We start from the raw sequence: 15,052 nt of genomic DNA on the forward strand, positions 1-15,052 counted from the left end.
TATGCGAGTCGACGGGCGGGAGATCGCCGTATCGGGCAGTCTGCTGCTGCCTCTGACCCGTCGTACCAACGACATTTTGCGGCTGGTGCTGGCGACGATCCTGCTGGCCGTCGTGATCACCAGCTCGTTCATCACCCGCTACGAGTGGAGCGCGCTCGAGCAGTCGATCTCCGAGATCGTCGGTGTGCTCACACCCACGCAGTCCAACCTGGTGTACCTCGCCTACGGCGTCTCGATCCTGGCGCTGCCGTTCGTGATACTCGTCGGGCTGATCCTGGTGCGGCAGTGGCGGCTACTCGGCGCGTTCGCCGCGGCCGGGCTGGTCGCGATCCTCTCGCTGTCGATCACCGGCAATGGAATCGCCGCGCCGCGTTGGCATCTCGACCTGTCCGAGCGCCTGGACACGCTGCTGTCACAGATCCTCGACGATCCGCGGTGGATCGCGATGCTCGCCGCGGTGCTGACCGTGTCGGGGCCGTGGGTGCCTGCCCGGTGGCGGCGGTGGTGGTGGGCGCTGCTGCTGGCGTTCGTGCCGATCCACCTGGTGGTCAGCGCCGTCGTCCCGGCCCGCTCGCTGCTCGGCCTGTCGGTGGGGTTCTTCGTCGGGGCACTGGTCGTGCTGGTGGTCGGCACTCCCGCGCTGGAGGTGCCGCTGACCGACGCCGTGCGCGCGCTCTCGCGACGCGGGTTCGACGTGACCGCGCTGACAGTGGTGCGGCCCGCCGGCCGTGGACCACTGCTGATGACCGCCGACACCGTGGGCCCCAGCTGCGCGACGGTGCACATGTACGGGCCCAACCAGCGCAGCGGCGGTGCGCTGCGGCAGGTCTGGCGCAAGCTGCGGTTGCGGTCGAGTGAGACAGCGCCGCTGCAGGCGTCGCTGCGGCGCGCGGTGGAGCACCGGGCGCTGATGGGCATCGCGATCGGTGAACTGGGGCTGGCCAACACGTCGGCGGTGGTGGCCGCGACGCTGGCGCGCGGCTGGGCGCTGTTCGCGCACGACGAGGTGCGTGGCGAACCGCTCGACGGGACCACACCGCCGCATCTCGTGTGGGTGGCGCTGCGCCGGCTGCACGACTCCGTCATCTCCCACGGCGACCTGCGTCCCGCGGAGATCACCGTCGACGGCAGTGCGGTGCTGTTCGGCGGGTTCGGGCACGCCGAGTACGGCGCGACGGACGCGCAGCTGCAGACCGACATCGCGCAGCTGCTCATGACGACCGCACAGCTCAACGGCGCCGAGCGGGCCGTCGCCGCGGCGATCGAGGCGTTCGGCGCCGACGCTGTGCTCGTCGCGTCGCGCCGCCTCACCAAACACGCGGTGTCGTCGCGGTTCTGGAACGGGATGCCGGATGCCAAGGCCGTCGCGGCGGCCACCCGCGAGGAGGTCATGCGCCAGACCGGCACCGATTCGATCAGCCCGGAGAACATCACGCGGTTCACCCGCACGCAGATCATCCAGCTGGTGCTCATCGGCGCGCTGGTCTACGTCGCCTATCCGTTCCTCACCGCGGTGCCGACGTTCTCCAACGAGCTGCGCAACGTGAACATGTGGTGGGCGCTGCTCGGGCTGGCGGTGTCGGCGCTGAAGTATCTCGGCGCCGCGGCGGCGCTGTGGGCGTGCGCGGACGGGCTGGTGACGTTCCGGCATCTGGCGCTCATGCAGATCGCCAACACGTTCGCCGCGACCACGACCCCGGCCGGGGTGGGCGGGCTGGCGTTGAGCACGCGGTTCCTGCAGAAGGGCGGGCTCGGCGCGGTGCGCGCCACGACGGCGGTGGCGTTGCAGCAGTCGGTGCAGGTGGTCACGCACATCACGCTGCTGATCGTGTTCAGCGCGGTGGCCGGTGCGTCGGCGAACCTGTCGCGCTTCGTGCCGTCGACCACACTGCTGTACCTGATCGGCGGGGTGCTGCTCGGTCTGGTGGGGGTGTTCCTCGTGGTGCCGCAGCTGCGCCGCTGGCTGCTGACGACGGTGCGGCCGCGGCTGGTCGAGGTACTCAACGACTTCCGCGACCTGGCCGCCCAGCCGTCCCGGTTGGCGCTGATCGTATTGGGTTGCGCGGCAACGACCTTGGGTGCGGCGCTGGCGCTGTGGGCGAGTATCGAGGCGTTCGGCGGCGATACGTCGTTCGTGACGGTGACCGTGGTGACGATGGTGGGCGGGACACTCGCGTCGGCCGCGCCGACCCCCGGTGGTGTGGGCGCGGTGGAGGCGGCGCTGATCGGCGGTCTGGCGGCGTTCGGGGTGGCCGCCGCGGTGGCGGTGCCCGCGGTGCTGCTCTACCGGGTGCTGACGTGCTGGCTGCCGGTGTTCATCGGCTGGCAGGTGATGCGCTGGCTGGCGCGCCGGGAGATGATCTAGTCCCCCGCTTCTGCCTCTTGCGCCGAGCGTGAGCTCGTTGCCGATTTCCGGTCCACTTCCCGCCATCAAGTTCACGTTCGGCGGGCCGTCTCCGCAAGAATCGCGCTGAGTCGAACCCGTGACCGGCCCACCGCGATCAGCAACGATTTCGCGGTGACTCGTGTGATCCGCTTCAACGCCTTCGACATGAACTGCGTCGCCCACCAGTCCCCCGGGCTGTGGAAGCACCCCGAGGACCAGTCCTGGCGCTACAAGGACCTGCACTACTGGACCGAACTGGCCAAGCTGCTCGAACGCGGCCGCTTCGACGGCCTGTTCATCGCCGACGTACTGGGCACCTACGACGTCTACGGCGCCAGCGACGAGGCCGCGATCCGCCAGGCCGCCCAGGTCCCCGTCAACGATCCGCTGCTGCTGGTGTCCGCGATGGCCTACGTCACCAACGACCTCGGTTTCGGCGTCACCACCGGCACCGGCTTCGAGCACCCCTATCCGTTCGCCCGTCGGCTGTCGACCCTCGACCACCTCACAGGGGGCCGCATCGGCTGGAACGTCGTCACCGGCTACCTGCCCGCCGCCGCGCGCAACATGGGCCAGACCGACCAGCCTGCCCACGACGCCCGCTACGACCACGCCGACGAGTACCTCGAGGTGCTGTACAAGCTGTGGGAAGGCTCCTGGGAGGACGACGCCGTCATCCGCGACCGCGAGCGCGGGGTGTTCACCGACCCGGCCAAGGTGCATCACATCGGCCACGACGGCACGCACTTCACCGTGCCGGGCATCCACCTGTCCGAGCCGTCGCCGCAGCGGACCCCGGTGATCTACCAGGCCGGCTCCAGCCCCCGCGGTGTGCGGTTCGCCGCGGAGAACGCCGAGGCCATCTTCACCGCCGCCCCCACGAAAGCCCTACTGCGCGAGACGGTCACGACGATCCGCCGTGAACTCGAGATCGCCGGACGCGACCCGTATGCGGTGAAGATCTTCAATCTGTCGACGGTGATCACCGCCGATACCGACGAGGAAGCGCACGCCAAGCACGCCGAGTACCTGTCCTACGGCGACGCCGAGGGCGCGCTGACGTTCATGTCCGGATGGATGGGCGTCGACCTCGCCCGCTTCGGACTCGACGAACCCGTCGGCAATGTGAACTCGAACGCGATCCTGTCGGCGGTCGCGGCGTTCCAGTCCGCCGACCCCGACGGCCGCGAATGGGCGGTCCGCGACATCGCCGAGTGGGGCAAGATCGGCGGCATGGGCCCGCGCATCGTGGGATCGGGAGTGACCGTTGCCGACACGATCCAGGAGTGGGTCGACGAGACCGACGTCGACGGGTTCAACCTCGCCTACGCCGTCACGCCGGGGTCGTTCGCCGACTTCATCGAGCACGTCGTGCCGGTGCTGACCGCCCGCGGCGCCTACCAGTCGTCGTATGCGCCGGGCACGCTGCGCAACAAGCTGCTCGGCCGCGGCGACCGGCTGCCCGAGGAGCATCGCGGCGCCCGTTACCGTGTCGGCGGGCCCGCCTCCACCATCATCGACCGGCCCTCGACCGTGCCGTCCTCGGCGGCGTCGGTGGCATCGCAGCCGACCCGCGGGCGTTAGGAGTCCTCATGAGCATTCAATTGCACTGGTTCCTCCCCACCTACGGGGACAGCCGGCTGATCGTCGGCGGCGGCCACGGCATGCCGGCCGGGGCGGCGCACGGCGACCGCGACGCGTCGATCGACTATCTGGGCTCGATCGTGCGGGCGGCCGAATCGTTCGGCTTCACCGGCGCGCTGATCCCGACGGGCGCATGGTGCGAGGACGCGTTCATCACCGCCGCGCTGCTGGCGCGCGAGACGACGTCGCTGGCGTTCCTCGTCGCGTTCCGGCCCGGCCTGGTGAGCCCGACGCTGTCGGCGCAGATGGCCGCGACGTTCGCCCGGCACGCACCGGGCCGCATCCTGCTCAACGTCGTCGTCGGCGGTGAGGCGCACGAACAGCGGTCGTTCGGTGACCATCTCGACAAGGAGGGCCGCTACCAGCGCTGCGACGAATTCCTCGAGGTCGTGCGGCGGCTGTGGGCCGGTGAGACCGTCTCACTGGACGGGGAACACATCCAGATCGAGTCCGCGGCGATCCCGACGCTGCCGAACCCGGTGCCGCCCTTGTACTTCGGCGGCAGCTCCGCGGCCGCCGGTCCGGTGGCCGCCAAACACGCCGACGTCTACCTGACGTGGGGTGAACCGCCCGCCGCCGTGCGGGAGAAGATCGAGTGGATCCGCGGCCTCGCCGCCGAGGAGGGGCGCGACGTCCGGTTCGGCATCCGCCTGCACACCATCTCACGCGATACCGCCGACGAGGCGTGGACGCAGGCAGACAGACTGGTCGCCGCGCTCGACGAGGAAACCGTCCGCAACGCGCAGAACGGTTTGCACCGCAGCGAATCCGAGGGTCAGAAGCGGATGCTCGCGCTGCACGAGGAGAACCGGCGCAACGGCAGCTGGCACGACGCCCGCTCGCTGGAGGTCGCGCCGAACCTGTGGGCGGGTGTGGGTCTGGTGCGCGGCGGCGCCGGGACGGCGCTGGTCGGCAGCCACGCCGAGGTGGCCGAGCGCATCGCCGAGTATGCCGAGATCGGTATCGACGAGTTCATCTTCTCCGGCTATCCGCACCTCGAGGAGCTGTTCTGGTTCGGCGAGGGTGTGGTGCCGATCCTGCGCGAGCGCGGGTTGTTCAAGGGGCAGGCCTCGTCGGCGTCGCCGGCGCACATCCCGTTCATCGGCGCGACGCGATGACGGTGGTCGCCACCGCCGCGGACGCACTCGACGCCGCGGCGAAACTGTCCGCGGAGTTCGATGCCGAGGCCTCGGCCCGCGACACCGACCGGCGGCTGCCACACGAGCAGGTGCAGGCCCTCAAAGACTCCGGCCTGCTTGCCATTTCGGTGCCCGCCGCGTACGGCGGCATCGACGTGCCGGCGACGGTGCTCGCCGAGGTGTTCCGGCTGATCGCCCACGCCGACCCGTCGCTGTCGCAGATCCCGCACTCGCACTTCGTGTTCCTCGAAGCGCTGCGGTCACAGGGCACCGCCGATCAGCAGGCGTACTTCTACCGGCAGGTGCTCGACGGGGCGCTGCTGGCCAACGCGCAGTCCGAACGCGGTCCACATCCGATCGACGTCGACACCACGACGCTGACGAGGCGCTCGTCGGGCGACTACGTGCTGCAGGGACGCAAGTTCTATTCGACCGGGGCGCTGTTCGCGGACTGGCTGGTCGTGCGCGCGTCGCTGGACGACGGTTCGGTGCCGACGGCGTCGACCCCGAAGGCGGTCGCGTTCGTCCCCCGCGACGCGGCGGGCGTGGAGATCGTCGACGACTGGGAGGGCATGGGGCAGCGGACGACGGCGTCGGGCACGGTGACGCTGACCGACGTCGCGGTGCCCGCCGAACACGTCGTCCCGTTCACTCCGATCTTCGCCGAGCCGACGACCTACGGCGCGCGAGCGCAGTTGCTGCACAGCGCGATCGACGTCGGCATCGCGACTGGGGCGCTCGCCGCGGGTGTCCGCCAGGCCGAGCGGGCCCGTCCGCACTTCGAGGCCAACGTCGCGACCGCGGTCGACGATCCGACGCTGATCCAGGCCGCCGGTGAGCTCGCGGTGACGGTGCGCGGAGCCCAAGCGCTGCTCGTCGAGGCGGCGCGGGCGGTGGACGACGCCACCGCCGACCTCACCGAGGAGTCGGCGGCCGCGGCGTCGGTGGCGGTGGCCGTCGCGAAGGTGGCCGCGGTGCGGGCGTCATTGGAGGCGTCGACCGGACTGTTCGAATTGGGCGGCACGCGAAGCGCTTCGGTGTCGGGCAACCTGTCGCGCTACTGGCGCGACGCGCGCACGCACACCCTGCACGACCCGGTGCGGTGGAAGCTGCAGCACATCGGCCGCTACACGCTGTCGGGTACGCGTCCGCCCCGCCACGGCCAGATCTAGACGGTGTGGGTGACCGGCCGTGCCACGCGCCTGCCGGCCGCCCACACCGCCAGCGCACTGATCGCGAACACGGCACCGATGACGCTGGACCCGGCCCAGCCGGCGACGGCGAACGCGGTGGTCGTACTCACCGCGCCAAGTGCCGATCCAACGGCGTAGAAGAGCATGTAGCTGCCGATGACGCTGCTGGTTCGATCCGGGTGAGCCGCGGTGAGCAGGTGTTGATTGCTGACATGCACAGCCTGCACGGCGAAGTCGAGGACGATCACGCCGACGAGGAGCAGCCACAGCGACCTTGGTGCCTGTGCTGTCGCCAGCCACGAGACAGCGAGGAGGGCGAGCGCTGACCCCGTGACCGTGTTCGCGAACCCGTCATCTGCCCACCTCCCGGCTCGGCCTGCGCCCAGCGCGCCCGCCAACCCGGCGATCCCGAAGAGGCCGATCTGAGCGGTGCTCAGGTGCCACGGGGATGCCTCGAGCGGCAGCGCCAGTCCGGTCCAGAGTGCGCCGAAGGACGCGAACAGGAAGAAGGCGATCAGCCCGCGCGACATGAACAGTCGTTCGCCGAACAACGTGCGCGACGCGTTGAGCACCTGCCGATACCCGGGGCGGCCGGAGCGTCTGTCGGCCGGCAGGAGCGTCACGACGAGGAACGCCAGCACGATGAGAACGACGGCCAACGTGACATAGACGCTGCGCCAACCCCAGGCAGTGGCGAAAGCACCAGCGACGACCCGCGCACCGAGAATGCCGATGACGACGCCGGAGGTCACCAGGCCCAGAGTGCGTCCGCGTTCCTGCGGCGCGGATATGGCCGCGGCGTACGCGACCGTTGTCTGCACGACGACCGCGAACAGGCCGGCGATGGCCACCCCGGCGAGCATCACCCACGCGTGGGTGGCGGTTGCCGCGGTCCCGACGCCGACGGCGGTGAGCAGCAGGTGCCCGATGATGAGCTTGCGCCGATCGACCATGTCGCCCAACGGAACCAGAAACACCAACCCCACCAGGTAGCCGAGCTGTCCCGCCGTCACGATCCATCCCAGGCCACCGCCCGAGACGCCCAGGTCACTGCCGATCTGAGTGAGGATGGGCTGGGCTGAGTAGATGGTCGCGACCGAAACCGCGCAGATCGCGGCGAAGAGGAGGCGACGACCGAGAGACGTTGACACCGACAGTCCAATCAGTAGCATTTTGCAACCGTTCAGACGGTACGCCACAATGGTTTCAAACAGCAACTATTGGAGCCCGTGATGACCCAGCCGGCTACTGGCGACATCGATTGGACCGACCCACCCTGTCCCGTCGCGCGCACACTCGACGTGGTCGGCGACCGCTGGAGCCTCCTCATCGTTCGCGACGCGATGGACGGGGCACGGACATTCGGGGATTTCCAGCACGCCACTGGAATCGCGCGCAACATCCTCACGGACCGACTCCGGCGACTCGTTCAACGCGGCATCCTCGAACGGAAACCCGCCCCGTCGGGCCGGCGGCACATCTATACGCTCACTCCCGCCGGACGGGACTTGTTCACCGTCGTCGTTGCCTTACGTCAGTGGGGTGAGCGGCACGCATTCATGCCGACCGAGGAGCACTCCGTCCTCGTCGACGAACGCGGTCTCCCGATCCCCGAGCTGCGACCCACAGACGCGACCGGCCGCCCCGTGGACCCCGATACGACACGCGTACAGATCTAGGTGTACAGCGTGATCGGCTGGATGTCGCCGGTCAGATAATGCGCACCGACTTCGAGCTTCTTGTAGTCGACGGGGTCGTGCAGTGAGTGGGTGCGGATGTTCCGCCAGAACAGGTCGAGGCCGACCTCGGTGCGCGCCGAGCTGGAGCCGGTGACCTCGTAGACCCGGTGGGCCACCTCCAGCGCCGTCTCGGTGGCCACCACCTTGAGCTGGGCGATCCCGATCTCCGCCTCGGTGCGATCGGCCGCGGTGACGTCGGCGCCGCGGGCGATCGCCGCGTCGAAGCGGGTGTTCCACCGGTCGGCGAGCGCCTCGACGGCGGCGGTGCGCGACAGCAGCTCACCGAACACGCGCTGCACGAACGGGTCTCGCGAATAGTGCTCGACGTTGCTCAGCAGCCAGGCGCCGCGCCGGTCGAGTGTCAGCTGCCGCGCCCGGGCCAGCGCCCCCTCGGCGATCCCGAGGTAGAGGTTGCCGAACCCGAGCTGCACACCCGGCGTGACGAGCGTCGAGTACGGCTCCTCCCCGACCTCGCCGAGTACATCGTCAGCCGCGAGGGCGACATCGCGGAATTCGACGCTGCCGCTGGCCGACAGGCGTTGCCCCAGCGCGTCCCAGTCGCCGGCGAATTCGACTCCGTCGCGGTCGCGTCCGACGACGAGTGCCAGCACCCGGCCGTGGACAGCGGCCATCGCCAGTATGACGTCGCCGGTCGACGCGCCGGTGGCGAACCGCTTGCGGCCGTTGAGCCGGTATCCGTCCCCCTCGGCGGTGAGCACCAGATCGGGGTCGACGGGGTTGACCGCGTCGCCCCACAGCCAGCTGCCGCCAGCGGATGCGGTGAACCAGTGCTCCCAGCGCTCGGCGGCACCGAAGAACACGATGCTCGCCTGGTTGCAGTAGTGGTAGCTGAGGATCTGCGCGATCGACGCGTCGTAGCGAGCCAGGATGCGCACGGCGCGCATGGCGCTCGACCAGTGCCCGCCGTGGCCGCCGAACTCCCGCGGGATCAGCAGGTTGGCCAGCCCGGAGTCCTTGAGGAGCTTCAGCTCGCCGTCGGGTTGCTGGTTGGCGCGGTCGCGCTGCAGCACGTCGCGCGCGAGCAGGCGGCCCACCTCGTCGGCGGTCGCATCCCAGCGGTCGGTGTCGTCGGCGGTCAGCGGCGTCGTCCATGGAGTCCGTGGCACCGCCACACCCTATGACCGTCGGCGGCCGCAGTACCGGGTTCTACTCTGCGAGAATCAAACTCGCTCACCCGAGGCGGCGTCGAACAGGTGCACCCGTTCAGGCCGGACCGTGACGTCCACCCCGTCGCCGGGAGCCGGTACCGCCGGCCAGCTCGCGACCGTCGCGGCCTCCACCACCGCCGTCAACCGGTGCGCGCCCGCGCGGATGATCAGCACGTAGCGGGGGCCGAGCAGCTCGACCAAGTCGACGCGCCCCAGACCCGAGGCCGATGGCGTCACCAGCAGATCCTCGGGCCGCACACCCAACGTCACAGCGCCAGAACCAGCCACCGCGAACGTCACCCCGTCCCCGGTGAACACCCCGGACTCGAGCCGCCCGGGCACCAGGTTCATGCTCGGTGACCCGATGAACCCCGCGACGAAGGTGTTGGCCGGCCGTCGGTAGAGCTCCTCCGGGGTGCCCTTCTGCGCGATGCGCCCGGCGTTCAGGACGACGAGTTGGTCGGCGATCGTCATCGCCTCCTCCTGGTCGTGGGTGACGTAGAGCGCGGTGATGCCGGTGTCCTGTTGCAGCCGCCGAATCTCGGAGCGCAGTTCGACGCGCAGCTTGGCGTCGAGATTGCTCAGCGGTTCGTCGAACAGGAACACCGACGGTGTGCGGACCAGCGCGCGGGCGATCGCGACGCGCTGCTGCTGTCCGCCGGAGAGCTGGCGCGGTTTGCGGTCGAGCAGCGCGGTGATGCCGACCCGTTCCGCCGCCTCGCCGACCCGCCGGGCCACCTCGTCTCGGGCGACGCCGTTGTTGCGCAACGGAAAACCGATGTTGCCCGCCACCGACAGGTGCGGGTACAGCGCGTAGTTCTGGAACACCATGGCGACGTCGCGCTCGCGCGGGGTGGCGCGGGTGACGTCGCGTTCCCCGATGTGCACCGCTCCCCCGTCGGCCGGTTCCAATCCGGCCACGATCCGCAACGTGGTCGACTTCCCGCACCCCGACGGTCCGACCAGCACGGTCAGGGATCCGTCGGGCAGCGTCAGCGTGACATCGTCGACGACGGTGGTGGTGCCGTACGTCTTCGTCAGACCGGCCAGTTCGATGGTGCTCACTTGGTCGCTCCCGTGGTGAGGCCGCCGACGAGGTAGCGCTGCGCGGCGAGTGCCAGCACATAGACAGGCAGCACGCCGAGCAGTCCGGCGGCGGCCTGCTGACCGAACTGCACGTTGCGGTCGCCCTGGAACAGGGACAGCCCGACCGTCAGCGTCTGGCTCTCCTTCGTCACCGCGAGGTAGACGGCGAACAGAAAGTCGTTGTAGCTCAGGAAGAACACGACCAGCAGCGCCGCCACGATGCCCGGCCACAGCAGGGGCAGCACCACCTTGCGGAACGTCGCGGCGACCGACAGCCCGTCGATGACGGCGGCCTCGTCGATCTCGACCGGGATGCGGCGGACGAATCCGTCGAGCAGCCACACCGCGACCGGGACGCTGGCGATGCCGTTGACGAGAGTCAGACCGGCGACGTTGTTGGTGAGTCCGGCGTGCCGCAGCAGGAAGAACAACGGGATGATCGCGACGATCGGCGGGGCGCAGTAGCTGGCGAGCAACACGGTCAGCAACCGGTCACCCGCGGTGTGCCGGGCGGTGAAATAGGCGGCGGGAGCGGCGATCACGACGGCGAGCAGCGCCGCGCCGACCGCCGAGGCCCACGAGTTGCCGAGCATGGTGCCGAGTTCGATGGTGTCGAAGACCTTGACGACGTTGTCGAACGTCAACGATGTGGGCAGCAGGCTCGAGTTCAGCACGTCCTCGGCCGGGCGCACCGCGAGCGACAGCAGGTAACCGATCGGGACCAGCGTCAGCACGACGGCGACGCTGAGGACCAGACGCGCCTTCATCCGTCGGCCTTCACCGCGCGGGCGCGCAGACCCGTCACCACGGTGGCGACGGCGCCGACCACGAACGCGAACACCAGCGTCTGCGCGGCGGCGGTGCCCATGTCGAAGCTGCCCCGCAAGCCGGTCTGATAGATCACGTACGGGGACAACGAGGTCGAGAAGCCCGGCCCGCCTGAGGTGATGACGACGATGAGATCGAACACCTTGTACCCGATGACGAGTTCGAGCACCGCCACCGCCCAGATCGTCGGGGCGATGGCCGGCCACGTCACCGTGGTGAACGTGCGCCACGGGTTGGCGCCGTCGATGCGCGCGGATTCCAGCAGCTCCGGTCGGACCACGCCGAGCGCCGCGAACGCGATCAGGATCGCGAACGGTGTCCACTGCCAGATGTGGATCGCCAGCAGGACCACGAACGCACCGACCCCGGACCCCAACGGGTTGACCCCGCCCAGACCGACGGCCGAGAAGATGCCCGCCAGCCCGCCGCCGACCGGCGCCAGCAGCAGCTTCCACGCCACACCGACCAGCACCGGCGCCGTCACCAACGGCAGTAGGAACAGGGCGCCGGCGACCCCGAACCGGGTGCCGCGGTGGCGCAGCAGCACCGCCAGCGCCAGCCCCAACGCGGTGGTGGCCACGGCGGCGGCGACCGCGAACACCGTCGACTTCACCAGCGACGGTGTGAACGCAGGCGCGGCAACGGCATTGGCGAAGTTCTCGACACCGGTGAAGGCCCGCAGCGGGCGGGCCAGCGAGGAGTCGGTGAGCGCGAGCGCCACCAGGTACACCGTCGGGTAGACCAGGAACAGGGTCAGCCCGGCGATGGCCGGAAGCGCCAGCCACAGCGGGACGCGGCGCGTCATTGCGTGGCGCTGTCCCAGCTGGCCTGAGCCTTCTCCAGGGACTGCTCGACGGTCTGGGTGCCCGCGATCGCCAACGCGAGCTGATCCACCAGGTCCTGCAACAGTTTCGGCGCACCGGCCTGCTTCGGCCACACCAGCGGGTCCCCGTTCAGTCCCTCGCGGATCGGGTCGACGGCCTTGGTGACGACCTTCGCGTAACCGGGCGAGTCGAGCACCTCACCGCGCACCGGGTCGATGCCCGCCCCCGCGGTCGAGGACACCGCGAGGTTCTGCGGCGCGGCGGTCGCCCAGGCGATGAACGCGGCCGCGGCGTCGACGTTCTTCGACGCCGTCGAGATGCCGAGCCCGAACCCGGCGTCCAGCGCGGTGCGCGGGGTGGTGTTGGCGCCGCCGACGGGCAGCGACACCGCACCCCACCGGCCGGCGATCTTCGAGGCCGTCGGATCCTCGGCGCGCAGCGCCATATCGGTCCACGTGTCCAGCAGCGCACCCTGGCCGGTGAGGAAGGCGGTGTTGGCCTGGTCGAACCCGACCTGAAGCGGGGTCGGCAGCGCATTGGGGGCGACCGCGACGAGGTGCTCGAGCGCGGCGACCGACGCGTCGGAGGTGAGTTGCGGTTTGCCGTCGGCGTCCACCAGGTTGCCGCCGTAGCCGGTGAGCCGGTTGATGTACGAGCAGCCCAGGATCATCGGCACCTGTTGGCCGGAGACGATCGCGCCGTATGCCGCGCCACGGGCGTCGCGGGTGATCTTCGCGGCGATCTCGTCGTACTCGACCCACGTGGTCGGCGGCGCGACCTTGTACCGGTCGAACAGTTCGGCGTTGTAGAACAGGATGTGGATGTCGCCGTCGTAGGGCAGTCCGTAACGGCGGCCGTCGAGCAGGGTGTACGGGTCGTAGATCGACTTCAGATAGCCGGGCACGCTCAGGTCGGACTGTTTGGCGTCGATCCAGTCGGTGAGGTCGGTGAGCGCACCGGCGTCGACCAGGTCGCCCAGACCGAAGTAGAAGTAGTCGAAGACGTCGAATTCGCCTGTGCCGCTCTGTACGTCGAGGATCTGCTTGCTGGTCAGCTGATCGTACGGGGCGGCGGTCACGTCGAGGGTGCCGCCGGTGGCCTCACGCCACTTCGGGGCGAGGACGTCACGGAACGAGGTGACGTGCGGTTGGTTGACGAGCAGCTTGAGGGTGACGCCTTCGAACCGGCCGGCCACCGGCGTCTCGGCCGAGAGCGCGCTGCCACCACCGGAGCCACCGCATGCCGCCAGGGCGGGCCCGAGAACGGCTGCGCCGCCGGCGAGTCCCAGCAGTTGCAGTGCGCGGCGGCGGGTGAAGACAGGAGGAGTCACGACGGGCGACAGTACAAACGCCGCGTGCCCGCGGACAGAGAAAAACTCAGCGCGATCTTGAACGGGTCAGCGGACGGTGTGCCCGCTGAGGATCGAGACGCGGTTGAAGGCGTTGATGGCGGTCGCCACCCAGATGATCGCGGAGAGCTCGTCGTCGCCGAGAACCTCGCGGGCGCGGGCGTATTCGCGCTCGGCCGTGTCGTGGTCGGGCAGCGTGGTGGTGATCTCGGCCAGGCGCAGCGCGGCCTGCTCCCGTTCGTCGAACAATTCGGTGTCCCGCCAGACGGATACGGTCGCGCGTTGCTTGGCGGTCACGCCGGCGTCGTCGGCGCGGCGATGGTGCACCTCGAGACAGGATGCGCACCCGTTGATCTGCGACACTCGGATGTTGACGAGTTCGACGAGCGATCGCGGCAGTCCGGTCTCCTTGGCCAGCGCGCTGACCGCCGTCGACACACCGACGAGCGCCTTGTACGCCGCAGGTGAGTGTTTGTCGATGTGGAGGTGCCGAGTTGTCATCGTCCGATGCTACGCAGCACCGTCCGGCACCCGGGCGTGCTCAGCAGACAGTGCCGGTGATGATCGCGCCGGACAGCAGCGCGATGATGATCGCCGCCGTCGACTGCCCGAGCACGAGGGCGCCGATGATGCCGACCACGCCGACGATGAACACCGCGGTGAGCAGGACCGACTGAACGGTGTGGCGATCGGCGGGCTTGGCGCGCCGCGCCGCCGCGGGCTGAACCGGGGCCAGCGAACCGTCGTTAACCGCATCCATGGGTCAGCCTTTCGTTGTGGTGGCGGACACAATTTAAACTGATCGTGATCGCAATCACAACCCGATCCGGCAACGCGTGTTGTCATCCGTGTGCGAACCGGGAACGAAGCACTGTTATGACGACCGCACCCGCCGCCCGTTCGAATGCGCCCTCCGTGACCACGTGGCGGTGGGTGGCGGCGGTCTTGGCGGTGAGTCAGCTGGTCGCGTCGCCGGTATCGCGTGCGGTGAACGGCGAGTTCCTGAAGTCCGGGGCGACGAACCAGGCACTCATCACCCCGGCGGGGTACGCATTCAGCCTGTGGGGGCTGATCACGCTGCTGAGTTCGGTGACCGCGGTGGCGATCGTCCGCTACGGGCTGGGCTCGCCGTGGGAGACCGACGCCCTGATCGATGCGAGCGTCGTGTTCGTCGGGTTCAGCGTGTGGTTGACGGTCGCCGCACAGGACTGGCTGTGGGCGAGCGTCGTGGTGTTCATCGTGATGGCGGCGGCGCTGGCGCACATCATGTGGCTGCTGGTACGCCACCGCGAGGAGTTGACGTGTCCGCGGTGGCTGGCGGTGCTGGCGACGGTGTCGTTCGGGCTGTACCTCGGATGGAGCAGCATCGCGGTGTTCGCGAACGTGACGGCGGCGCTGATCGCGGCCGGATGGTCGGCATCCGGGGCCGGGTGGCAGTTGGCGGTGCTGCTGGCGGCGTCCTTGACGGCGGTGGTCGCGACAGTGCTGCTGCGCGGGACGCCGGGGTACGTCGCCGGGGTGCTGTGGGCGTTGGTCGCGATCGCGATCGGGGCGTCGCAGCGGGACAGCGCGATGCTGTCGATGACGGCCGTGGTCGCCGCGGTGGCCGTCGCGGCGGTGGCCGTTTGGCAGCAGGTGCGCGCCAGGACCCGATAGCAACCCATTGAGCAGGGGCGATGCGGTGTGGCAGCATCTG

General features: G+C 69.6%; 14 protein-coding genes. 6 read left to right on the forward strand and 8 right to left on the reverse strand.

Annotated features, from left to right (window positions below):
• Nucleotide 1: 1 nt before the first annotated feature.
• From G6N30_RS16285 to G6N30_RS16300, 4 genes are all read left to right on the forward strand, one after another.
• Nucleotides 2-2,365 carry a lysylphosphatidylglycerol synthase transmembrane domain-containing protein gene (locus tag G6N30_RS16285; RefSeq protein WP_134054498.1) on the forward strand — a complete coding sequence of 788 codons (2,364 nt, stop codon included), beginning with the start codon at nucleotides 2-4 and terminating at the stop codon, nucleotides 2,363-2,365.
• 153 nt (nucleotides 2,366-2,518) lie between these two features.
• On the forward strand, nucleotides 2,519-3,970 hold the full coding sequence (locus G6N30_RS16290) for an LLM class flavin-dependent oxidoreductase (RefSeq protein ID WP_134054500.1): 1,452 nt from the start codon (nucleotides 2,519-2,521) through the stop codon (nucleotides 3,968-3,970).
• A gap of 8 nt (nucleotides 3,971-3,978) precedes the next feature.
• On the forward strand, nucleotides 3,979-5,148 hold the full coding sequence (locus G6N30_RS16295) for an LLM class flavin-dependent oxidoreductase (RefSeq protein ID WP_163687622.1): 1,170 nt from the start codon (nucleotides 3,979-3,981) through the stop codon (nucleotides 5,146-5,148).
• Nucleotides 5,145-6,341 carry an SfnB family sulfur acquisition oxidoreductase gene (locus tag G6N30_RS16300; RefSeq protein ID WP_134054502.1) on the forward strand — a complete coding sequence of 399 codons (1,197 nt, stop codon included), beginning with the start codon at nucleotides 5,145-5,147 and terminating at the stop codon, nucleotides 6,339-6,341. The genes G6N30_RS16295 and G6N30_RS16300 overlap by 4 nt, the downstream gene beginning before the upstream one ends.
• Here G6N30_RS16300 and G6N30_RS16305 read toward each other — a convergent pair.
• Complete coding sequence (locus G6N30_RS16305) at nucleotides 6,338-7,513, reverse strand: MFS transporter (RefSeq protein ID WP_134054504.1); 1,176 nt, start codon at nucleotides 7,511-7,513, stop codon at nucleotides 6,338-6,340. The genes G6N30_RS16300 and G6N30_RS16305 overlap by 4 nt on opposite strands.
• Nucleotides 7,514-7,594: 81 nt before the next feature.
• Between G6N30_RS16305 and G6N30_RS16310 the strand changes: the two genes are divergently transcribed.
• Nucleotides 7,595-8,041 carry a winged helix-turn-helix transcriptional regulator gene (locus tag G6N30_RS16310; protein ID WP_134054506.1) on the forward strand — a complete coding sequence of 149 codons (447 nt, stop codon included), beginning with the start codon at nucleotides 7,595-7,597 and terminating at the stop codon, nucleotides 8,039-8,041.
• Here G6N30_RS16310 and G6N30_RS16315 read toward each other — a convergent pair.
• From G6N30_RS16315 to G6N30_RS16345, 7 genes are all read right to left on the reverse strand, one after another.
• Nucleotides 8,038-9,228 carry an acyl-CoA dehydrogenase family protein gene (locus tag G6N30_RS16315; RefSeq protein ID WP_134054508.1) on the reverse strand — a complete coding sequence of 397 codons (1,191 nt, stop codon included), beginning with the start codon at nucleotides 9,226-9,228 and terminating at the stop codon, nucleotides 8,038-8,040. The two genes, G6N30_RS16310 and G6N30_RS16315, sit on opposite strands and share 4 nt — an antisense overlap.
• Before the next feature lie 54 nt (nucleotides 9,229-9,282).
• Nucleotides 9,283-10,335 (reverse strand): ABC transporter ATP-binding protein, encoded by a 1,053-nt coding sequence (locus tag G6N30_RS16320; protein WP_134054510.1) that lies wholly within the window; start codon nucleotides 10,333-10,335, stop codon nucleotides 9,283-9,285.
• The gene (locus G6N30_RS16325; protein ID WP_134054512.1) at nucleotides 10,332-11,123 is read right to left on the reverse strand and encodes a carbohydrate ABC transporter permease; all 792 of its coding nucleotides are present in this window, start codon (nucleotides 11,121-11,123) and stop codon (nucleotides 10,332-10,334) included. Before G6N30_RS16325 ends, G6N30_RS16320 begins: the two co-directional genes overlap by 4 nt.
• Complete coding sequence (locus G6N30_RS16330; RefSeq protein ID WP_134054514.1) at nucleotides 11,120-11,989, reverse strand: carbohydrate ABC transporter permease; 870 nt, start codon at nucleotides 11,987-11,989, stop codon at nucleotides 11,120-11,122. Before G6N30_RS16330 ends, G6N30_RS16325 begins: the two co-directional genes overlap by 4 nt.
• Nucleotides 11,986-13,338 (reverse strand): ABC transporter substrate-binding protein, encoded by a 1,353-nt coding sequence (locus G6N30_RS16335; protein ID WP_134054515.1) that lies wholly within the window; start codon nucleotides 13,336-13,338, stop codon nucleotides 11,986-11,988. Before G6N30_RS16335 ends, G6N30_RS16330 begins: the two co-directional genes overlap by 4 nt.
• A gap of 66 nt (nucleotides 13,339-13,404) precedes the next feature.
• A complete protein-coding gene (locus G6N30_RS16340) occupies nucleotides 13,405-13,857 on the reverse strand; it encodes a carboxymuconolactone decarboxylase family protein (RefSeq protein ID WP_134054517.1) in 453 nt (150 codons plus the stop codon).
• Between the two features lie 40 nt (nucleotides 13,858-13,897).
• On the reverse strand, nucleotides 13,898-14,116 hold the full coding sequence (locus G6N30_RS16345) for a hypothetical protein (protein ID WP_134054519.1): 219 nt from the start codon (nucleotides 14,114-14,116) through the stop codon (nucleotides 13,898-13,900).
• Between the two features lie 116 nt (nucleotides 14,117-14,232).
• Between G6N30_RS16345 and G6N30_RS16350 the strand changes: the two genes are divergently transcribed.
• The gene (locus tag G6N30_RS16350) at nucleotides 14,233-15,012 is read left to right on the forward strand and encodes a TspO-related membrane protein (protein WP_134054521.1); all 780 of its coding nucleotides are present in this window, start codon (nucleotides 14,233-14,235) and stop codon (nucleotides 15,010-15,012) included.
• Nucleotides 15,013-15,052 lie beyond the last annotated feature (40 nt).

Origin of the sequence: Mycolicibacterium litorale (assembly GCF_010731695.1) — a bacterium.
GTDB classification, from domain to species: domain Bacteria; phylum Actinomycetota; class Actinomycetes; order Mycobacteriales; family Mycobacteriaceae; genus Mycobacterium; species Mycobacterium litorale.